Genomic DNA, 19,204 nt, shown 5'->3' with positions numbered 1-19,204 from the left:
GCGGCCGCGTTCCGCGCGGGGCGGGTTCCGCGATTCTGCTGTCGGCAGAATCGGCGGCTCCGACTCACGCCGGCTCCGCCCCGGCGAGCACCTCGGGCGGGAGCACGCGCGTCGCGCCGATCACCTCGAAGCCGACCAGCCGCCCCGCCGCGTCGAACTCCGCATCCACATAGCTGCCTGCGGGGATGCCGCCCACCGTCGCCAGCCGCCCGCCCGGCGCCGCCGCATCGCCGAACACGACGTGCGCGATGTCCAGTTCCGGGTCGTAGACGATGCGCATACCCGTCACGCTACGGATCGGCGCGCGGGATGTCGTCGGACCCTCGTACCACTTCGCGACACACCCGTCCTCCTTCCGATTGTGTCGGTGGTCGGGCGCACAATCGAGGGCATGAGGACCTTGGAGATTTGCGAACGGTGCGACGGGACGGGTGCCGACCCCGTGCAGCGCAGTGAGGAGATCACCGTGTGCATCGAGTGCGCAGGTGATGGCTGCCACGTGACGTACTACGCCGAACTGGCGGAGACGGCCTGAACCGACCCGTCAGGTCGTCGGCGCCGAGGCGCGGTCGACGCCGATCTGCCAGATGAACGGCGGGACGGTGCCGTTGACGCTCCAGTCGCCGACGATCCGCGCCTTGTAGACCCACGGATTGTGGGAGGCGACGGTGCGTGCGTTCCGCCAGTGCCGATCCAGCCCGCTCGCGCGGCTGACGGCGGAGGCGCCGAGCGTGTCGAAGAGCCGCGTCGCCGCGAGCGGGACGGACTGGCTCAGCACGACCTGCGCCTGCGCGGAGGCGATCTCCGCGCGGATGTTCGCGGCGTCGTCCTCCGCGCTGCCGCGCTCCGCCGCGGTCGAGGCCGCCGCATCCAGCGCCTCCCCTACCGAGCGGACGAGCGAGCGGGCCGTGAACGCCACCGCGGAGATCTCTCCGACGACCGCCTGGAGCTGGCCGTCGTCCTTCGCGAACGGCGCGAGGCCGTGGCTGTACACGCGCTTGCGGGCGCGAAGCGCGGCGCCGGCGTCCCGCTCGACCGCCTGCGCGATCCCCGCCAGCACGGTCACCAGGGTCCACTGGTAGAGCGCCGTCTGGTAGCGGAACCGGTCGGCGAAGGGATACACGTGGTCCGCCGCCGCGTCGTCGAAGACGGCCGTCCCGGTGCCGGTCAGCTGCTGCCCGAAGCCGTCCCAGTCGTCGCTCACCACCACGCCGGGCTGCCCGGTGCGGACCAGCACGGTCACGTCGGCGCCGTCGTCGTCCTTCGCCGTCGCGTCGATCCAGTCGGCGTAGATGCTCCCCGTCGTGTAGTACTTGCGGCCATCCACGCGCGGTCCGCCCGCGCTGCTGCGGACGCGCGTGCCCGACTCGCCGAGCCCGACGGCGCCGGTCTCGCTCCAGGCGTTGCCGACGATCTCGCCCGCCGCGAAGCGCGCGAGCCACGTGTCGCGGTCGGCGGAGGCGGGCGCGACCAGTCGGTCCTCCGCGAACGCGAAGTGCCCGCGGAAGATCTGCGGCAGGTTGGAGTCCGCCGCCGCGAGGTCGACGAGCAGCCCGCCGAGCTCGACGAAGCTCAGCCCGGCGCCGCCGAGCTCGACCGGGAGGCGCAGCGCGCCGAGCCCGGCCGCCGCGAGCTCGCGCACCGCCTCGGTCGGGAGCTCGTGCTCGCGCTCGCGGCGGGACGCTCCCTCGGCCAGCCGCTCCAGGATGGGCGCGAAGCGCTCCCGCGCCTCCGCGGCGCCTGCCGGTGCGCGCAGTGTCGTGTCGGTCATGGTGGCTCCGTTCAGGTGTAGAGGGAGATGGGCTGCAGGTCGCCGTTGACGTAGTAGGCGCCGACCTCGAGCTTCTTGTAGTCCACCGGGTCGTGCAGGGTGTGCGTGCGCACGTTGCGCCACCACAGGTCCAGGCCGACCGATGCCTTGGCGGAGCTGGAGCCGGTGACCTCGAACACGCGCGTCGTCACCTCGATGGCGACCTCCGTCGACACCACCTTCAGCCGCGCGATCCGCTGGGCGAGGCGTCCACGATCCTCTGCGGTCACCGCGGAGCCGAGCTCCACCACCGCGTCGAACTCGCGGCCGACCGCGTCGGCGAGCGCCTCCACCGCATCCACCTTCGACAGCAGCTCGCCGAACACCCGCAGCACGAACGGGTCCTCCGCGTAGCGCTCGACTCCAGAGAGGAACCACGAGTTCGCCCTGGCGAGCGTCAGCTCCCTGGCGCGGGCGAGCGCCCCCTGCGCGACGCCCAGGTAGAGATCGCCGAACGCGAGCTGAATGCCCGGCGTGATGAGCGTCGAGAACGGCTCGTCGGTGAGTTCGCCGAGGATGTCCTCCTCCGCCACCCGCACGCCGTCGAACGTGACGGAGCCGCTGGCGGACAGCCGCTGGCCGAGCGCGTCCCAGTCGCCGTGGTAACGGATTCCCGCCCGGTCGTGGTCGAGCAGGACGAACACGGGCGTCCCGTCCCTGTCCCCGCCGCGGATCGTCCCGGCGGCCAGTACGACGTCCCCCACGGACGCCCCGGTCGAGAACCGCTTGGTGCCGTCCAGCCGGAACCCGCCGTCCGGGTGCGGAGTGAGCGCGAGGTCCGGGTCGACAGGGTTCACGGAGTCGCCCCACACCCAGCGGCCGGCGACGGTGCGCCGGTACAGGTCGGGCTGCTTCGCGAAGTCCACGGCGAAGCCGATGTTGCCGGAGTTGATGTAGTGGTACGCGAGCACCTGGGCGACGGACGCGTCGGCGCGGGCGAGCACGCGGACCACGCGGAACGCCGTCTGCCAGTGCGCGCCTCCCCCGCCGAACTCGGCCGGGTCGAGCAGGTTCACCAGGCCGGCGTCGCGGAGCAGCTGCAGCTCGGCGTGCGGGTCCTGGTTCGCGCGGTCACGCTCCAGCGCGTCGGCGGCGAGGGTCTCGGCGACCTGCGCGGCCACCGCCTCCCAGCGCTCCAGCTCGGCCACGTCTGCGGTGCCGGTCCAGTGACTGCGGGTCATGCCGCTCCTTCCGTCTCGCGCTCGCGGGCGTCCGCGGCGCTCGGTCCATCGGTGAACGCGCCGCGGTAGGCGTGCGCGGGGTGCCAGGAGGGGACGACCGCGTCCCCTGTGCCGTTCAGGCGGCCGCGCAGCGTCGTGCCCGGCTGGTCGTCGAGTCGTCCCCTCGCGCGCAGCTCCGGGACGACGAGCTCGACGAACTCCTCGAAGCTGCCGGGAGTCACGACATAGGCGAGGTTGAAGCCGTCGACACCGCCGACCTCGACCCAGCGCTCCAGCTCATCGGCGACCGTGGCGGGGCTTCCGACGATCACGGGACCGATACCGCCGATTCCGACGTACTCGGCGATGTCCCGCGCGGTCCAGCTGCGCGTCGGGTCGGCGATCGTGAAGATCGACAGCGCCGAGCGCGCGGCGTCGGTGTCGATGTACTTCAACGGCTCGTCGATGGGATGGTCGGCGAGGTCGAGGCCGGACCAGCCGCCGTAGAGGGCGAGGGCGCCCTCGGTGGAGACGTAGCCGCGGTACTCGGCCAGCTTGGCCTGCGCCTCCTCGTCGGTGGGCGCGACCACCACCGTCGCGAGCGTGAGGATCTTGACCGTGTCCCGCGGGCGCCCGAGGCGCTCGGCGCGGTCGCGGATGTCGTCGGTGGCCTTCCTGGTGAGCTCCGGGGTGAGTCCGTTGATGAAGATCGCCTCACCGTGCCGGGCGGCGAACTCCCGCCCGCGCGACGAGGCGCCGGCCTGGAAGACGACGGGCGTGCGCTGCGGGCTCGGCTCGGCGAGGTGGATGCCGGGAACGCGGAAGAACGCGCCGTCGTGACCGATGGGATGCACCTTCGCCGGGTCGGTGAACACGCCCGCCTCGCGGTCGCGGACGACCGCGTCGTCCTCCCACGACCCCTCCCAGAGCTTGTAGACGACGTCGAGGAACTCCTCGGCGATCCCGTAGCGGTCGTCGTGCCCGATCTGCGTGTCGAGACCGAGATTGCGGGCGGCGGAGTCGAGGTACGACGTCACGACGTTCCACCCGATCCGGCCCTTCGTCAGGTGGTCGAGGGTGGAGAAGCGGCGGGCGAGCAGGTACGGCTGCTCGTACGTGGTCGCCACCGTCACACCGAAGCCGAGCCGCTGCGTGACGGCGGCCATCGCGCTGATCTGGCCGATCGGGTCGCCGAGTGGGATCTGCGCCGCGTCGAGCAGTGCCGGGGCGGCGGAGTCTCGGTACACGTCGTAGACGCCGAGCACGTCGGCGAGGAACAGCGCATCGAACCCGCCGCGCTCGAGCGTGACCGCGAGGTCTGTCCAGTAGTCGAGGTCGGTGTAGCGGTGCGCCTGGTTGTCGGGGTGGCGCCACAGGCCCGGCGCCTGGTGGGTGACGCAGCTCATGTCGAACGCGTTGAGGATGATTCGTGCAGCCATAGGTGCCGGACTCTAGCGGCCACGACCGCGCCGGCCCAGCGAGTGTGACGCCCCGTTGCGGCGACGACTCACAGCGTCACATTCGGTTGCCCGCTCCGCCTCCGCACCCCTACCGTGCAGACCCTTGCACCCCATCCCGCACCCGAACACCAGGAGCCCCCCATGACATCCCGACGACCGCTCGCGGCCGCCGTCGCCGCCATCGCCGCCACGGCGCTCGCCCTCACCGGCTGCGCGGGCGGATCCGGCGCGTCCACCGCCTCCGGCGACAAGAAGTTCGCCGGACAGACCCTGACCGTCGAGATGATCTCGTCGCACGAAGGCGCGGCCAAGTGGCTCGCCGCCGAGTTCAAGAAGGAGACCGGCGCCACCATCAAGCCGGTCATCGTCCCTTACGACGAGATCGGGTCGAAGATCGCGCTCGACCAGCAGTCGGGGGCGAACACCATCGACGCCGCCGCGCCCTGGTATGTGTCGCTCGGCGACCTGGCGGCCGATGGCGCCATCCAGGACCTCACGAGCTGGATCAAGGACGACGCATCGCTCGACACGTCCGACTTCATCCCGTCGATCTACGACGCGTACAGCAAGGTCGGCGACAAGCGCTACGGCCTGCCGTTCGACGGCGACACGCACGTGCTGTTCTACAACAAGGAGATCCTCGCGAGGAACGGGATCGCGAACCCGCCGAAGACCTGGGACGAATACCTCGAGGACGTGAAGACGATCACGGCGAACGAGTCATCGAAGGGTGTCTACGGGGCTGCGGTCTTCGGCCAGAAGTCCCCGCTCATCCTCGGCGCGAGCTATGCGAACCGCCTCGCCGGCTTCGGCGGAGAGTTCCTGGACGACAAGGGACGTCCTGCCCTCGACTCCGAGGCGGCCGTCCAGGCCGCGCAGGCGCTGGTGGACGTCGACAAGTACGCGCTCCCGACTCCGGCCGAGACGGACTTCGGCGCGGGCAACAGCGCCTGGTTCGCCGGCAAGGTCGGCTTCATCGAAAACTGGACGGACCTCGGTGTGCGCTCCGAGGATGCGACGAGCGACTCGAAGGTCGCCGGCAAGTGGGGCGTCGTCACCCTTCCGGTCGGCGGTTCGAACACCACGTCGCGCGCCTCGCTGGTCGCCGGGTTCACGTGGGTGATCACGGCGAACACGAAGAAGACCGACCTGGCGAAGGCGTTCATCGCGTTCGCGACCTCGTCGAAGGTCAACGCGCAGCTGCTCGTCGCCTCCCCGCCGACCGGCATCGACCCGAACCGCAAGAGCTCGCTCGAGGATGCGACCTACGGCAAGGACTTCCCGGAGATCCAGACGGTGAACCGCGCCACCCTCACCGGCACGCTCGCCTGGCCGACCGGGCCGCACGCGACCGAACTGGCCCAGGTGCTCACCGACGGACTCGCCAAACTGCTCGCCGGCCAGGGCGGCTCGGCGAAGCAGACGATGGACGCCATCCAGGCCAAGTGGGAGAGCATCCTGAAGTGACCGAGGCCACCCTCGCCACCGGCGCCGTCCCCCGGCCCGCGGCGCGCTCCGGCGCACGCGGCCGGGCGGGCGGCGCCTGGCCGCGCCGTGCGATGGTCGCGCCGACCGTGCTGGCGACCGTCGTGCTCGGCGCCTACCCGCTCGTGTTCATCGTGCTGACCGCGTTCTCCCAGTCCTCGCTCGGCAGACCGCTGCAGGCGTGGGTCGGCACCGCCAACTTCGCGGAGGTGCTCACCGACACGGACGTGACCGCGTCGCTGCTGCGGAACATCGGCTACGCCGTGGTCGTGACAGTGGTGTCTGTGGCGCTCGGCGTTGTGACCGCGCTCGCCCTGCGCTCGGCGACGACGCGCGGATCCCTCGTGCGGACCCTGCTGCTCCTTCCGCTCATCACTCCGCCCGTCATCGTCGGGGTGCTGTGGAAGCTGATCTTCAACCCGTCCGGCGGTCTGCTCGGCACCGTCCTCTCGGCCCTCGGCCGGCGCGGCGACCCCGTCGCCGTGCTGTCCTCCCCCGCATCGGCCCTCGCCGGGATCGGCGTCGCCGACGTGTGGGAGTGGACCCCGCTGATCGCGCTGCTCGTGTTCGCGGCGCTCCTCGGCCAGGACCGGTCGGTCGCCGAGGCCGCCGCCCTGGACGGCGCGCACGGCTTCCGGTTCTTCTGCAGCATCACACTTCCCGCGATCGCGGGGACGATCGCCGCGGCATTCCTGGTGCGCCTTGTGCTCGCGTTCAAGGTCTTCGACCTGGTGTTCGTGCTCACCTCGGGCGGACCGGGGACCTCGACCAGCGTTCCCGCCTACCTCATCTACCAGGCGGCGCTGCAGCAGTTCGACCTGGGCCGCGCCTCCACCATCACCCTCCTGCTCGCGGTCGTGGTCACGGTCGTGACCCTTCCCGTCATCCTCATCGCCCGGAGGCTCCACCGTGACTGACCGCCTGCTCACCGGGACCCGGGCGCGTCGCCCGGCCGCCGCCGTCGTCGTGCTGGCGCTGGTGCTCGCCGGGACGCTGATCCCGATCGCCTACCTGGTGTCCGTCTCGTTCATGTCGCGGGCGGATGTGGGCGCGGGGCTCGTGCTGCCCGCGCATCCCCAGCCGGCGAACTGGTCGAACGCCCTGGCGGGCGGCCTGCTGCAGGGCATCGGCAACTCCCTCGTCGCCGCGCTCGGCGGAGCGCTGCTGACCCTTGCCATCGCGCTGCCCGCGTCGTGGGCGATCACCCGCTACCGGGCGGGCGGGAGGACGCTCGCCGCGACCGTCCTGAGCCCCTGGCTGCTGCCCCCGATCGTGGCGGTCATCCCGCTGTTCACCCTGCTGAGGACGCTGTCGCTGAACAACACCCTGCCCGGCCTCACGCTCGTCTACGCCCTGGCCAACGTAGCCGTGGCCGTGTGGCTGCTGGAGGGGTTCACCCGGCGCGTGCCCGCCGAGCTCGACGAGGCGGCGCAGCTGGACGGCGCGGGATCCTTCCGGGTGCTGTTCAGCGTCGTCGCGCCGCTCCTCACGCCCGCACTCGTGGCGGTCGGGATCATCGTGGCGGTGCTGAACTACAACGAGTTCCTGCTCGCGGCCTTCCTCACCCAGTCACCGGATTCGCAGACCCTGCCGGTCGTGCTGACCCTGATGCTCGGGGAACGGATCACCGACTACGGCAAGCTCGCCGCCGCGTCGGTCATCGGGCTCATCCCGGTCTTCGCCGCCGCCGCGTTGCTGCAGCGACGGCTGGTCTCCGGGCTGACCGCGGGCAGCGCCCGCTGAGGGCCCGCCGGCGCGGTCGTGTGCTCACCGGCGGGCGAGTTCGGTCTCCTCTCCGACGCGCGTGAGCTTGTGCGGGTTGCGGACGAAGTAGAGGCCGGTGATGCGGCCGTCCTGCACGTTCGCCGTCAGGACGCCGTCGAGCTCGCCGCCGAGTGTGAACACCAGCGCGGGGTTGCCGTTGACCTCGGAGGCGACCGCGTCGACGTCCGCCCCGCCCTTGCGCAGGCCGCCGATGATGAACCGCGACACCTTGTCCGCGCCGAGGATGGGCCGCAGCGCCGCCTGCTTCACGCCGCCGCCGTCGCTGATGAGCACGACGTCGGGGGCGAGCACGTCGAGGATCGCCTGCACGTCGCCGCTCTCGACCGCGGCCTTGAACGTCTCGAGGGCCGCCCGCACCTCCGCCGGCGCCACCGTGACGCGCGGACGCCTCGCCTCCACGTGCTCGCGGGCCCGGTGCGCGATCTGCCGAACTGCCGCCGGCGTCTTGTCGACCGCCGCCGCGATCTCGTCGAAGCCGAACCCGAACACCTCCCGCAGCACGAAGACGGCGCGCTCGGTCGGCCCGAGCGTCTCCAGCACGACCATGAGCGCGATCGACACGCTGTCCGCCAGCTCGACGTCGTCGGCGACGTCCGGCGCGGTCAGCAGCGGCTCGGGCAGCCATGGACCGATGTAGGACTCGCGCCGGCGCTTCACGTCGCGCAGCCGGTTGAGCGCGAGGCGGGTGGCGATCCTCACCAGGTACGCGCGCTCGTCCCGCACCTGGCTGCGGTCGACGCGCACCCAGCGCAGCCAGGTCTCCTGCAGGACGTCCTCCGCGTCCGCCGCCTGGCCGAGCATCTCGTACGCGACCGTGAACAGCAGGTTGCGGTGCGCGACGAACACCGCCGTCGCCGCGTCGGTTCCGCCGTCGGTCATCCCCGCACCCCCTGTTCCGCTGTCGCGAGCATACGGCGTCGGGCCGGATCCGCGAACGAGGCGGGCAGCCGCAGCCGGCCGGGATGCTTCGCCTCGATCTCCAGCTGCTTCACCGTCCCCCAGCACACGAACGCCTTCAGCGCCGCCCCCGCGCGGCCGGAGACGTGGAATCGGATGGCCGTGTCGTCCTTGTGCGCGAACTGGAAGATGCCGTGCCGGCGGCCGAGGCTGATGCACTCCCCGAAGAAGCCCATGACAAGGGGGGCGGGCCGCTCGCCCGCGATGCGCCGCAGGACCGTGTCCGCCGCGTGGCCGCCGAGAGGTTCCGCGGCCTGGCAGCTCATCCGCAACGGAACGCCGGAGGGCGCGGCCGAGTCGCCGGCGGCGACGATGCGGTCGTCGTCCACGCTGGTCAGCGACTCGTCGGTGAGCAGCCGGCCGGCCGCGTCGACGCTGAGCCCGCTGCGCCGGGCGAGATCCGGGACGCCGAACCCCGTCGTCCAGATGGTCACGTCGCTTGGCACGGAGCGGCCGTCGGCGAGCTCCACCGCGTCCGCCCGCACCGCGACGACGCGCGAGCCGGGCCCGTCCACGACACTCACCCCCAGTTGCGCGAGCCGCTTGGCCACGACCCTCCGGCCGCTCGGGTGCAGGTACGGGCCGAGCTGACCGCCGCAGAACAGGGTGACCGGGATGCCGTTCTCGCCGAGCTCGGCGGCCGTCTCGATCCCGGCCGGTCCCGATCCGACGACCGTCACGGCCGCGCCCGTGCCCGCGTCCGCGCTCCGCAGCGCCGCGCGCAGCCGCTCGGCGTCCGCGAGCTCGGCGATGGGATGCGCGTGCTCGGCCGCGCCAGGCACGTCGCCGACCCGTCCGTGGCTGCCCGCCGCGTACACCAGGTAGTCGTAGTCCAGCGTGGTGCCGGAGGCGAGCCGCAGCGTGCGGCCGGCCGCATCGATCGTCTCGACGGTGTCGACGACGAGCCGCACCCCGTCCGCCAGCACGTCGTCGAAGTCGACGACGGCGTCGTCCGACCCTCCCACCAGCTGGTGCAGCCGGATGCGCTCCACGAACACCGGCCGCGGGTTCACCACCGTCACGTCCACGTCCGACCCGCCCGTGAGCCGGTTCGCCGCCGTGACGCCCGCGTATCCCCCGCCGACCACGACGACCCGGGTGTGCTGTGCCATGAGTTCTCCTTCTCCTCGGCTTCACAACACCAGACACCGCCGCGGCCCCGCCTGTGACACCCGCGCTCGTAGACTGGGACGACAACCGCTAGGGAAGGAACGGAACCGTGGCAGACTCCTCGTTCGACGTCGTCAGCAAGGTCGACAAGATGGAGGCGGACAACGCCGTCAACCAGGCCCGCAAAGAGGTGGACCAGCGCTACGACTTCAAGAACGTCGGGGCGTCGGTCGAGTGGAGCGGCGAGAAGATCCTGCTCAAGGCGAACACCGAGGAGCGCGTGAAGGCGGTCCTCGAGGTGCTCGAGTCGAAGATGATCAAACGCGGCATCACGCTCAAGTCGTTGGACGCCGGCGACCCGTACGCCTCCGGCAAGGAGTTCCGCATCGAGATCGGCCTGAAGAACGGCATCGAGCAGGACGCCGCCAAGAAGATCAACAAGCTCATCCGCGACGAGGCGCCGAAGTCGGTCAAGTCGCAGATCCAGGGCGACGAGCTCCGCGTGAGCTCGAAGAGCCGCGACGACCTCCAGGCGACGATGGCCCTGCTCAAGGGCGCGGACCTCGACGTCGCGCTCCAGTTCGTCAACTTCCGCTGAGGGCGCCGCGGAGCCAGAGCGTCAGCTGCGCGTAGGCGGCCGCCCGCACCGACGGCGGCGACAGGAAGACGTCGTGCAGGGCCTCCTGGACGCGCGCGACGGTCACCGTCGGCGCGAGGCCCAGCGCCCGCACGGCGATGTCCTGCACCACGAGCACGACGTCCGACTTCAGCATGTCCGGCGTCCAGTACGGCAGCAGCGTCGACGCCGACGACAGCAGCGTGAGCACCGGCGCGTCGATGTGCAGGCCGGCCGCGACGCGGGTGTGCCCGGCGAGGATCGCCGTGAGCCACGCGGGGTACACGCGGAAGCCGCGCACGGGACGCCACGCCAGGTCGTAGTCCCACTCGCCGTCCATCGTCTTCGAGACCGAGCGCGTGTAGAAGCCGAGGTCGACGTTCGGCATCGCCGCCTTCGGGTCGATCCGCGCCTGCAGGTCGACGAGCGGCCCGAGCGCCGCGCGGCCGACCGAATGCGCCTGGAACTCGAGCCACGGACTGTTCAGGACGAGCGCGTCGGCGCGCCCGCGATGCCGGTCGGCCCAGAGGCTCAGCGTCAGCCCGCCGGTCGAGTGACCAACGAGGACGAGCCGGCGCGAGCGGGCGGACCCCCGATCGGCCTCGCCGTGCCCGATCGCCGCGAGCGCGGCCTCGATGTCCTCGTCGTACGTGGCCAGGTCGCTGACGTAGCCGGGCGTCTGCCCCTTCCGGAGGCTCCTGCCGTACTTGCGCAGGTCGAGCGCGTGGAAGCGCGCACCTGCGTCGTGCCAGAACCGGGCGAGCTCGGTCTGGAAGAAGTAGTCCGACCAGCCGTGCACGTAGAGCACGTCGGTGTCTGCGGCGGGATGCGCGCCGACGCGCAGCAGGTCGCCCAGGTGCGGCCCCGGCGCGTAGCGGACGAGCGTGGCGACGACATCGCCCTCGGCGTCCGCCGCCAGCGGCAGGGTCAGCTGCTCGAAGCCGTCGCCGAGGATGTCCGGCCGCCAGTCGTGCGCGCGCGTCATGGCACCAGCGTGCCAGACGACCGGCGCGCCCGGGAGGTCACTCCGCCGCCGGGACCTCCACCGGCGTGCCGTTGGACACCCGGACCATCTCGTCCCTCGGCACGACCTTGATGCGTGCCCGCCCGCGCTCCGCGCCCAGCTGCTGCTCGTGGGCGTCGAGGTTGTGCCAGCCGTCGAGGTTCGTGAACTCGACGCCGCGCTCCTCCAGCAGTCGCACGACGGACTCCTCCGACGGGTCGGCCGGCGCCCACCAGTTGCCCTGGTCGTTGATGACGTGCTTGATGGTCTCCATCGCGTCCGACTTGGTGTGACCGATCAGGCCCACCGGGCCGCGCTTGATCCACCCGGTCGCGTACACGCCGTACATGCGCTCGTTGTCCTCCTTGCGCAGCACCTGGCCCTCGTGGTTGGGGATGACGCCGTGCTTCTTGTCGAAGGGGATGCCCGGCAGCGGCGACCCGAAGTAGCCGACGGCGCGGTACAGCGCCTGGATCTCCACCTCGCGGATCTCGCCGGTTCCGCGCACGCCGCCCTCGCCGTCCGGCGCGGTGCGCTCGTAGCGGAAGGCCCGGACGTTGCCATCCTCATCCCCGACGACCTCGAGCGGCTTGGCGTAGAAGTGCAGGTGCAGCCGGCGCGACGCCTGCCCGACCTCGCGCTTCCGCCACTGCTGCAGCACGCGGTCGATCACCATGACCTGCTTGTTGCTGGCGATCGCGTCCTTCGACTGCTCGTCGTAGTCGAAGTCCTCGTCGTAGAGGATCATGTCAACGTCCCGCAGCTCGCCGAGCTCGCGGAGCTCGAGCGGGGTGAACTTCACCTGCGCCGGTCCCCTGCGTCCGAACACGTGCACGTCGGTGACCGGCGAGCTCTTGAGGATCTCGTAGACGTTGTCCGGGATCTCGGTGGGCAGCAGATCGTCGGCGTGCTTGGCGAGGATGCGGGAGACGTCGAGCGCGACATTGCCGTTGCCGATGACGGCGACCGACTGTGCCTCCAGCGGCCAGGTGCGCGGCACGTCCGGGTGGCCGTCGAACCAGCTGACGAAGTCGGCGGCGCCGTAGGAGCCGCCGAGGTCGATGCCGGGGATGTCGAGGTCGGCGTCGTGCACGGCTCCGGTCGCGAAGATGACCGCGTTGTAGTGCCGCTTCAGGTCGTCCAGCGTGATGTCTGTGCCGTACGTGACGTTGCCGAAGATGCGGATGTCGCCGCGGTCGAGCACCTCGCGCAGCGCGGTGATGATGCCCTTGATGCGGGGGTGGTCCGGCGCGACGCCGTAGCGGACCAGGCCGTACGGCGCCGGCAGCTGCTCGAACAGGTCGATCGAGACGTCGAACCCGCGCTCCGCCTTCAGCAGGATGTCGGCGGCGTAGATCCCGGCGGGTCCCGCCCCGACGATGGCCAGTCGGAGTTTGGTCATGCGTTGATTCCTTCGCTCAGCTCGAACGTTCGACGATGGTGTCGGCGAACCGCACCAGTGCCTTCTTCACCGGGCCGTCTGGCAGCGGCGCGAGCGCCTCCACGGCCTCGCGGGCCCAGCGGTGGGCCTCCTCCAGCGTCTGCTGGGTGACCTCGTGCTCGCGCAGCGCCGCGATGGCCGCGGTCGACTCCGGGGTGATCTCGCCGTCCTCGGCGGACCCCATCACGTCGCGCTCCAGGCGTTCCAGCAGTTCCGCCGCCGAGGCGTCGGTCGCTGCGCGCTCGCGCAGCCGCAGCACGGGGAGGGTCGCGACACCGGCGCGCAGGTCGTTGCCCGGCTGCTTCCCGGTCTCGGCGACGCCCTGCGAGGACAGGTCGATCACGTCGTCGATGAGCTGGAAGGCGACGCCGATCTTCTCGCCGAAGGTGACGACCGGCTCCTCGTACGCGCTGTCCGCTCCGGAGAAGACGACGCCCATCTGCGCGGCGACGGCGATCAGCGAACCGGTCTTGTCCTCCAGCACGCGGAGGTAGTGCTCGACCGGGTCCTCGCCGTCCTGCGGGCCGATGGTCTCGTGCAGCTGGCCGAGGCAGAGCCGCTCGAACGTGTCCGCCTGCAGCTGGATGGCCCGCTCGCCGAGCGCGGAGACCAGCTTGCTCGCCCGCGCGAACAGCAGGTCGCCGGTGAGGACGGCCACCGAGTTGCCCCACACGAACTGGGCGGTGGGGACACCGCGGCGCATCTGCGAGTCGTCCATCACGTCGTCGTGGTACAGCGACGCGAGGTGCGTGATCTCGACCGCCTGGGCCGCCTGCAGCACCTCGGGGGTGTTGCCCCGGCCGAGCTGGGCGGTCAGCAGCGTGAGCAGCGGGCGCACCCGCTTGCCGCCGGCCTCGAGGAGGTACCGGGTGGTGACGTCGGCGAGGTTGTCGGCGAAGCGCATCTGCTGGTGCAGGGCCTCCTCGACGAGCGCGAGACCGTCATCGACGGCGGAGGCGACCTTGCGGTCCTCGCCGCTGGCGAAGATCCGCTCGGTGAGGCCGAGCTGGCTGGTCAGCGACGCGGGACGTCGGACAGCCGGAACGCTGCGTGGCACTACTCCCCCTCGGGTGGGACGGCGGACGGCTGGGACGCGGACGGTTTCGCGGGCCCTGCGGGCTGCTTCGGCGCGGCCGGTTTCTTCGGCGCGGCGGGCTTCGCAGGCGTCGCCTTCGGCGCGGCGGGCTTCGCAGGCTTCTTGGCGGCGGCAGGCTTCGCGGCAGCGGCGGGCTTCTTCGCGGCAGCGGGCTTCGCGGCAGCGGCAGGTTTCGCGGCAGCGGCGGGCTTCGCCGCTGCGGGCTTCACGGCCGCAGCCGGCTTCTTCGCGGCAGCGGGCTTCGCTGCGGCAGCCGACTTCGCCGCGGCAGCGGGCTTCGCCGCGGGCGCCACCGGCGCGACCGCCACCCGCTCCGGCTTCCACGCGCGGTGCAGTGCAACGATGCCGGCCGTCAGGTTGCGCCACTCCACCCGCTCGAACCCGGCCTCGCGCAACCAGGCTGCAAGCTCCGGCTGGCTCGGCCACGCCTCGATGGACTCCATCAGATACTCGTACGCCGCCGGGTTCGAGCTCGCCGCCTTGGCGAGGATCGGCATCCCGTAACGAAGGTAGGCGCTGTATCCGGCGCGGATCGGGGCCAGCGTCGGCCGCGAGAACTCGCAGATCACGACCCGGCCACCTGGCTTCAGCACGCGCAGGAACTCGGCGAGCGCCGCGCGCGGGTCGACGATGTTGCGCAGGCCGAACGAGATGGTGACGGCGTCGAACGCGTCGTCGTCGAACGGCAGCGCCGTCGCGTCCGCCTGCACGAAGCTGACGAACGGGTTGTGGGCCTGCCTGCGGCGGCCCACCTCGATCATCCCCTCGGAGAAGTCCGCCGCCACCACGCTCGCGCCGTTGCGCGCGAGGGAGGCGCTGGAGGTGCCCGTCCCCGCCGCGACGTCGAGGATGGTCTCGCCGGCGCGCGGCCCGACGGCTCGCGTCGTCGCCACGCGCCAGAGGGTCGCGTTGCCCATCGAGAGGACGGTGTTGGTCCGGTCGTAATGGGTCGACACCTCGTCGAACATGGCGGCGACCTGGGCGGGCTGCTTGCTGAGGTCGGCCTTACTCACCCCACCAGCTTAGGCCGCCCCGCATTCGCCGCGCATTCTCGCGCGACCGCGCGCGACGCACGCGAGGAGAACCCCCAGCGCTCGCGCATCGGGCGCCCAGCATCCCGGGCGTAGGCTGGTCCGGTGACAGCACCCTCGACCACCCGCAGGGCGACGGGCGTGACGGCTCTCTCGGTCGAGACGACGCCGCTCGACGACGTCCGCCAGCTCATCCCCTTCCTCGACTCCCGCCGGCCCCTGGTCTGGCTCCGCAAGGGCGAGGGGATCGCGGGGATCGGCGAGGCGCTGCGGCTGGAGTTCTCCGGTCCCGATCGGATCCGCGAGGCGTCCGCCGCCTGGCGCGAGACGGTCTCCGCCGCCACCGTGAGCGACGATGTGCACACACCCGGCACGGGCCTGGTCGCCTTCGGCACGTTCGCGTTCGCCGACGACAGCGCGGCCACCAGCACGCTGATCGTCCCCGAGGTCGTGCTCGGTCGCAGGGCCGGGCGCAGCTGGATCACGCGCATCCGCCGGACGGATGACCTCGATGCTGCGACGACCGCACTGCCGCGTCCCACTGCCTTCGGCGACGAGTACCGGCTCACGCTGCTCCCCGGGTCGCTCGGCAAGGACGGCTACCGCTCGGCCGTGGCGTCCGCCGTCGAGCGGATCCGCGAGCACGACCTGTCCAAGGTCGTCCTCGCGCGCGAACTGACCGCGCATCTCCCCGCCGAGTCGGACGTCCGACGCGCCCTCGTGGAGCTCGCGCTCGGCTACCCCGACTGCTGGACCTTCGCGGTCGACGGCCTTGTCGGTTCCTCGCCGGAGACGCTGGTCCGCGTCCACCACGGCACGGTCACGGCTCGCGTGCTCGCCGGCACCATCTCGCGCGGCCGCGACGCCGCTTCCGACAATGACGCCGCGATCGCTCTCGCCGCCTCCACCAAGGACCAGGACGAGCACCGCTTCGCCGTGGCGAGCGTGCTGGATGCACTGCGCCCGCACAGCGCCGACCTTGCCGCGAGCGACCTGCCGTTCACCCTCAAGCTGCCCAACCTCTGGCACCTCGCCACGGACATCGCGGGGACCCTCAGCGACGGCGCGAGCTCGCTCGACCTGGCCGACGCCCTGCACCCGACCGCCGCGGTCGCCGGCACGCCGACACGGGATGCCGTCGCGCTCATCCGCGAGCTGGAGCCCTTCGACCGGGGCCGGTACGCCGGTCCCGTCGGCTGGGTCGGCGGCGACGGCGACGGCGAGTGGGCCATCGCCCTGCGCTGCGCCCAGCTCGCGGAGGGCGGCGACCTCACCGCCTTTGCTGGCGCCGGCATCGTGGCGGACTCCGATCCCGAGCGGGAGCTCGCGGAGACGGTGATGAAGTTCCGTCCGATCGTCGAGGCCTTCGGTTGACGCCGGCGCCGGCCTCCCGCCGTCAGGACCCGGCCAGCCGCGCCTTCTCGACCTCCACGTCGTAGTCGGCGGCGGGCCATTCGAGGTCCAGGTCCTCCAGCGCGTGGATGAGCAGGTGCTGCACTGCGAGCCGCGCGTACCACTTGCGGTCGGCCGGGACGACGAACCACGGCGCGTACGGCGTCGACGTCCGCTCGAACACCAGCTGGTACGCGGCCTGGTACTGGTCCCAGAGCAGACGTTCGTCGACGTCGCCCGGGTTGTACTTCCAGTGCTTGTCCGGGCGCTCCAGCCGGTCGGCGAGGCGGTCCTTCTGCTCGTCCTTGCCGAGATGCAGCATCACCTTCACGATCGTGGTGCCGCCCTCGGTGAGCTCCTTCTCGAACGCGTTGATGGCGTCGTAGCGCCGCTCGATCTCCTCGGGACGCGCCAGCTGCCGCACCCGGCCGATCAGCACGTCCTCGTAGTGCGAGCGGTCGAAGACGCCCACCTGCCCCGCCGCGGGGACCTGTCGCCAGACGCGCCAGAGGAAATCATGGGCCAGCTCCTCCTCCGTCGGCTTCTTGAACCCGCTGTAGCGCACGCCGTCCGGGTTCATCTGGCCGATCACGTGCGTGACGATCCCGCCCTTGCCCGCCGTGTCCATCGCCTGCAGCACCAGCAGCACGCTGCGGGTGTCGCCGGCCGTCCCCACCGCGAAGAGTTGTTCCTGCAGCTCGGCCAGGATGCCGGCGCCCTCGGCGAGCGCCTTCTCGCCGTCCGCCTTGTCGCCGTCGAATCCTGGCGTCCCATCGGTCGGTCGCTCCTCGAGCCGGAACTTCTTGCCGACCCTCAGCAGCTCGTCCGGGTCCGTCGCCCAATAGCCCTCTCGTCCCACTCCGCCTCCTCGCTCGCAGGTCGCCTCATCGTACGACCGCCCGGCGCGCGACGTGAGCGGCACCGTCGCAGGGAACCCGCAGGAGTCGCCGCCCGTTCACCAAAACGAACGGAATCACACGTCTAGCCACAATGGGCCGCCCGGCACTAGCGTGAGCGCACCGTGACGCAAAGGAGTCCGCAGTGAACAGTTTCTGGAGCTTCATCTGGCTGATCTTCTGGGCGTTCGCCTTCGTCGCCTATCTGATGGTGCTGTTCACGATCCTCGTCGACCTGTTCCGCGACGAGAAGCTGAACGGGTGGTGGAAGGCGGTCTGGGTGATCTTCCTCATCTTCGTGCCCTTCCTCACCGCGCTCGTGTACCTGATCGCGCGCGGCCGTGGCATGGCCGAGCGCAACCAGCGCGACCGGAGGACCGTGCCGGAGGACACCGACTACTACACCCACCCGACGCCGTCCGCGAATCCGGCCGCTGACATCGATCAGGCCAAGCGGCTCCTGGACTCCGGGGTGATCAACCAGAACGAGTTCGACGCGCTGAAAGCGAAGGCGCTGGGCGAGCGCTTCTGACGCGGCTCTGGCCCTGCGCCCGGGTGCCGGATGTAACATTCATGTATGCCTGTACCCGTTACCGAGGCCGTCAGCCCGCGACGGCTCATCCGCGACGAGGTGTTCCAGCGCCTCCTCGACGCCATCGTCGACGGCGACCTCACTCCCGGTGAGCAGCTGTACGACGCCGAGATCGAGAAGTGGGTCGGCGTCTCCCGCACCCCCGTCCGCGAGGCCCTGAACCAGCTCGCGGCGATGGGGCTGGTCGAGATCATGCCGCAGAAGCGCACCCGCGTCACCCCGATCGACCCCGCGCGGCTCCGCGAGCTCGTCGCCACCGTCGCGACCCTGCTGCACGGCACGGTGCGCGACGCGACGCCGCTGCTGACGGAGCAGGACGCGAAGACCCTGCGGTCCGCCGCGGACGCGGTGGCCCGCGCGAAGGACGGCGCGGCGCGCGCCAACGACGCGTTCATCACCGAGGCGCTCCTGGGCGTCTTCGTCCGCCGTCTGGACAACAGGTCGCTCGCGCGGCTGTTGGCGCGGCACCTGCCGGAGGTGCGCCGCGCGCTCCTCGCGGCACCGTCGGCCGCCGCGTTCGAGAAGGCGGCACCCGCCGTCGCCGCACTGGTCGACGCGGTGGACGCCGGCGACGCCGGGCGGGCCGCGCGCGCGGTCGACGACTACTGGAACACCGGCCTCGTCGCCGTCGCCGACGAGTTCGCAGCCCTGGAGAGGACCGCCTGATGCCGCTTCCCGTCAAGGACTCCGCTCCGGTCGAGCGCCGGCTGCTGCGCGACGTCGTCTACAACCGCCTCTACGAGGGCATCATCGACGGCACCCTGGAGCCGGGCGAGACGCTCCTCGACGACAAGCTCACCGCGTGGCTCGGCGTCTCCCGCACGCCGATCCGCGAAGCCCTGATGAAGCTCGCCGACATCGGCCTGGTGGAGATGGCGCCGAACCGGTACACCCGCGTGGCGCCCATCGACCTGCGCGCGATCGACGAGGCGATCTACTCCACCGGCCTGCTGCACGAGCAGGCGGCGCGCACGGCCGTCCCGCAGCTGGACAGCGCCGCCCTCGGCCGCATGGACAAGGCGCTCAAGGAGCTCAGGAAGGCCGCCAAGTCGGCCGACCTGCCCCAGCTCGGACGCTCGTTCAACGCCTTCTTCCTCGAGTTCGAGCGGGGAAGCGGCAACCGGGTCCTGCTCGCCGTGAGCGAGAGCCTCGGCCCGCAGCTGCTGCGCTACGTGTCGGTCTGGGAGAAGCCGTTCGGCGCGGACGACCTGGCAGGGCGCCTCGGCGAGATCCTCGAGGCGGCGAAGGCGCACGACGGCGAGAAGGCGGCCGAGCTCGTCCACGCGCTCTACGCGCCGACGCTCGACCAGTTCCTCTCCGACTACCGCCGCTCGGACGCGGAGATCGAGGAGTCCCCGGTCGTCTGACGC

19 protein-coding genes are annotated in these 19,204 nt (G+C 71.4%); 8 read left to right on the top strand and 11 right to left on the bottom strand.

All coding sequences use genetic code 11. The features are described from left to right. Nucleotides 1–64: 64 nt before the first annotated feature. From AAME72_RS10085 to AAME72_RS10070, 4 genes are all read right to left on the bottom strand, one after another. Nucleotides 65–280 (bottom strand): DUF2283 domain-containing protein, encoded by a 216-nt coding sequence (locus AAME72_RS10085; protein ID WP_348786433.1) that lies wholly within the window; start codon nt 278–280, stop codon nt 65–67. A gap of 264 nt (nt 281–544) precedes the next feature. Further along, nucleotides 545–1,771 carry an acyl-CoA dehydrogenase family protein gene (locus AAME72_RS10080; RefSeq protein WP_348786432.1) on the bottom strand — a complete coding sequence of 409 codons (1,227 nt, stop codon included), beginning with the start codon at nt 1,769–1,771 and terminating at the stop codon, nt 545–547. Nucleotides 1,772–1,782: 11 nt separating this feature from the next. After that, nucleotides 1,783–2,991 carry an acyl-CoA dehydrogenase family protein gene (locus tag AAME72_RS10075; RefSeq protein ID WP_348786431.1) on the bottom strand — a complete coding sequence of 403 codons (1,209 nt, stop codon included), beginning with the start codon at nt 2,989–2,991 and terminating at the stop codon, nt 1,783–1,785. Beyond that, a complete protein-coding gene (locus AAME72_RS10070) occupies nt 2,988–4,409 on the bottom strand; it encodes an LLM class flavin-dependent oxidoreductase (RefSeq protein ID WP_348786430.1) in 1,422 nt (473 codons plus the stop codon). Before AAME72_RS10070 ends, AAME72_RS10075 begins: the two co-directional genes overlap by 4 nt. 162 nt (nt 4,410–4,571) lie before the next feature. On the opposite strand from AAME72_RS10070, the gene AAME72_RS10065 reads away from it, so the two are divergent. Genes AAME72_RS10065 through AAME72_RS10055 form a run of 3 tightly spaced genes read left to right on the top strand, consistent with a single transcriptional unit; the run spans nt 4,572 to nt 7,658 of the window. Further along, entirely contained in the window at nt 4,572–5,897 is a 1,326-nt protein-coding gene (locus tag AAME72_RS10065; protein WP_348786429.1) for a sugar ABC transporter substrate-binding protein, read from the top strand. After that, nucleotides 5,894–6,832: a sugar ABC transporter permease gene (locus tag AAME72_RS10060; RefSeq protein ID WP_348786428.1), complete on the top strand. Its 939-nt coding sequence runs from the start codon at nt 5,894–5,896 to the stop codon at nt 6,830–6,832. The genes AAME72_RS10065 and AAME72_RS10060 overlap by 4 nt, the downstream gene beginning before the upstream one ends. After that, on the top strand, nt 6,825–7,658 hold the full coding sequence (locus AAME72_RS10055; protein ID WP_348786427.1) for a carbohydrate ABC transporter permease: 834 nt from the start codon (nt 6,825–6,827) through the stop codon (nt 7,656–7,658). Before AAME72_RS10060 ends, AAME72_RS10055 begins: the two co-directional genes overlap by 8 nt. A gap of 24 nt (nt 7,659–7,682) precedes the next feature. Here the strand turns inward: AAME72_RS10055 and AAME72_RS10050 are convergent, their stop codons facing one another. Together AAME72_RS10050 and AAME72_RS10045 are read right to left on the bottom strand one after the other, a co-directional pair. Next, nucleotides 7,683–8,579 (bottom strand): RNA polymerase sigma-70 factor, encoded by an 897-nt coding sequence (locus AAME72_RS10050; RefSeq protein WP_348786426.1) that lies wholly within the window; start codon nt 8,577–8,579, stop codon nt 7,683–7,685. Continuing rightward, entirely contained in the window at nt 8,576–9,769 is a 1,194-nt protein-coding gene (locus tag AAME72_RS10045; RefSeq protein ID WP_348786425.1) for an FAD-dependent oxidoreductase, read from the bottom strand. Before AAME72_RS10045 ends, AAME72_RS10050 begins: the two co-directional genes overlap by 4 nt. Nucleotides 9,770–9,876: 107 nt before the next feature. On the opposite strand from AAME72_RS10045, the gene AAME72_RS10040 reads away from it, so the two are divergent. Beyond that, nucleotides 9,877–10,365, top strand: coding sequence for a YajQ family cyclic di-GMP-binding protein (locus tag AAME72_RS10040; RefSeq protein ID WP_348786424.1), 489 nt, complete (start codon nt 9,877–9,879; stop codon nt 10,363–10,365). Here the strand turns inward: AAME72_RS10040 and AAME72_RS10035 are convergent. Genes AAME72_RS10035 through AAME72_RS10020 form a run of 4 tightly spaced genes read right to left on the bottom strand, consistent with a single transcriptional unit; the run spans nt 10,352 to nt 14,936 of the window. After that, the gene (locus AAME72_RS10035; protein WP_348786423.1) at nt 10,352–11,368 is read right to left on the bottom strand and encodes an alpha/beta hydrolase; all 1,017 of its coding nucleotides are present in this window, start codon (nt 11,366–11,368) and stop codon (nt 10,352–10,354) included. The genes AAME72_RS10040 and AAME72_RS10035 overlap by 14 nt on opposite strands. Before the next feature lie 37 nt (nt 11,369–11,405). After that, nucleotides 11,406–12,788, bottom strand: a complete 1,383-nt coding sequence (locus AAME72_RS10030; RefSeq protein ID WP_348786422.1) for an FAD-dependent oxidoreductase — start codon at nt 12,786–12,788, stop codon at nt 11,406–11,408. A gap of 16 nt (nt 12,789–12,804) precedes the next feature. Next, on the bottom strand, nt 12,805–13,884 hold the full coding sequence (locus AAME72_RS10025) for a polyprenyl synthetase family protein (RefSeq protein WP_348786421.1): 1,080 nt from the start codon (nt 13,882–13,884) through the stop codon (nt 12,805–12,807). Further along, complete coding sequence (locus AAME72_RS10020; protein ID WP_348790095.1) at nt 13,884–14,936, bottom strand: demethylmenaquinone methyltransferase; 1,053 nt, start codon at nt 14,934–14,936, stop codon at nt 13,884–13,886. The genes AAME72_RS10025 and AAME72_RS10020 overlap by 1 nt, the downstream gene beginning before the upstream one ends. Nucleotides 14,937–15,059: 123 nt before the next feature. On the opposite strand from AAME72_RS10020, the gene AAME72_RS10015 reads away from it, so the two are divergent. Next, complete coding sequence (locus tag AAME72_RS10015) at nt 15,060–16,328, top strand: isochorismate synthase (RefSeq protein WP_348790094.1); 1,269 nt, start codon at nt 15,060–15,062, stop codon at nt 16,326–16,328. A gap of 22 nt (nt 16,329–16,350) precedes the next feature. Here the strand turns inward: AAME72_RS10015 and AAME72_RS10010 are convergent, their stop codons facing one another. Beyond that, nucleotides 16,351–17,205 carry a polyphosphate kinase 2 family protein gene (locus tag AAME72_RS10010; RefSeq protein WP_348790093.1) on the bottom strand — a complete coding sequence of 285 codons (855 nt, stop codon included), beginning with the start codon at nt 17,203–17,205 and terminating at the stop codon, nt 16,351–16,353. 182 nt (nt 17,206–17,387) lie between these two features. Between AAME72_RS10010 and AAME72_RS10005 the strand changes: the two genes are divergently transcribed. From AAME72_RS10005 to AAME72_RS09995, 3 genes are read left to right on the top strand one after another with little or no spacing between them, the layout of a single operon-like run. After that, nucleotides 17,388–17,774 carry an SHOCT domain-containing protein gene (locus AAME72_RS10005; RefSeq protein WP_348790092.1) on the top strand — a complete coding sequence of 129 codons (387 nt, stop codon included), beginning with the start codon at nt 17,388–17,390 and terminating at the stop codon, nt 17,772–17,774. 45 nt (nt 17,775–17,819) lie between these two features. Next, nucleotides 17,820–18,500, top strand: a complete 681-nt coding sequence (locus tag AAME72_RS10000) for a GntR family transcriptional regulator (protein WP_348790091.1) — start codon at nt 17,820–17,822, stop codon at nt 18,498–18,500. Then, entirely contained in the window at nt 18,500–19,201 is a 702-nt protein-coding gene (locus tag AAME72_RS09995) for a GntR family transcriptional regulator (protein WP_348790090.1), read from the top strand. Before AAME72_RS10000 ends, AAME72_RS09995 begins: the two co-directional genes overlap by 1 nt. Nucleotides 19,202–19,204 lie beyond the last annotated feature (3 nt).

The organism is Leifsonia sp. NPDC080035 (assembly GCF_040050925.1).
Taxonomy (GTDB): domain Bacteria; phylum Actinomycetota; class Actinomycetes; order Actinomycetales; family Microbacteriaceae; genus Leifsonia.
Note: the sequence above shows the minus strand (reverse complement) of the source record. Positions and strands in the feature narration are given on the sequence as shown.

What these genes read in the sequence shown, in the direction of transcription:
- AAME72_RS10085 (WP_348786433.1), bottom strand. Translation starts at nt 280, where the DNA reads ATGCGCATCGTCTACGACCCGGAACTGGACATCGCGCACGTCGTGTTC.
- AAME72_RS10080 (WP_348786432.1), bottom strand. Translation starts at nt 1,771, where the DNA reads ATGACCGACACGACACTGCGCGCACCGGCAGGCGCCGCGGAGGCGCGG.
- AAME72_RS10075 (WP_348786431.1), bottom strand. Translation starts at nt 2,991, where the DNA reads ATGACCCGCAGTCACTGGACCGGCACCGCAGACGTGGCCGAGCTGGAG.
- AAME72_RS10070 (WP_348786430.1), bottom strand. Translation starts at nt 4,409, where the DNA reads ATGGCTGCACGAATCATCCTCAACGCGTTCGACATGAGCTGCGTCACC.
- AAME72_RS10065 (WP_348786429.1), top strand. Translation starts at nt 4,572, where the DNA reads ATGACATCCCGACGACCGCTCGCGGCCGCCGTCGCCGCCATCGCCGCC.
- AAME72_RS10050 (WP_348786426.1), bottom strand. Translation starts at nt 8,579, where the DNA reads ATGACCGACGGCGGAACCGACGCGGCGACGGCGGTGTTCGTCGCGCAC.
- AAME72_RS10045 (WP_348786425.1), bottom strand. Translation starts at nt 9,769, where the DNA reads ATGGCACAGCACACCCGGGTCGTCGTGGTCGGCGGGGGATACGCGGGC.
- AAME72_RS10035 (WP_348786423.1), bottom strand. Translation starts at nt 11,368, where the DNA reads ATGACGCGCGCGCACGACTGGCGGCCGGACATCCTCGGCGACGGCTTC.
- AAME72_RS10030 (WP_348786422.1), bottom strand. Translation starts at nt 12,788, where the DNA reads ATGACCAAACTCCGACTGGCCATCGTCGGGGCGGGACCCGCCGGGATC.
- AAME72_RS10000 (WP_348790091.1), top strand. Translation starts at nt 17,820, where the DNA reads ATGCCTGTACCCGTTACCGAGGCCGTCAGCCCGCGACGGCTCATCCGC.
- AAME72_RS09995 (WP_348790090.1), top strand. Translation starts at nt 18,500, where the DNA reads ATGCCGCTTCCCGTCAAGGACTCCGCTCCGGTCGAGCGCCGGCTGCTG.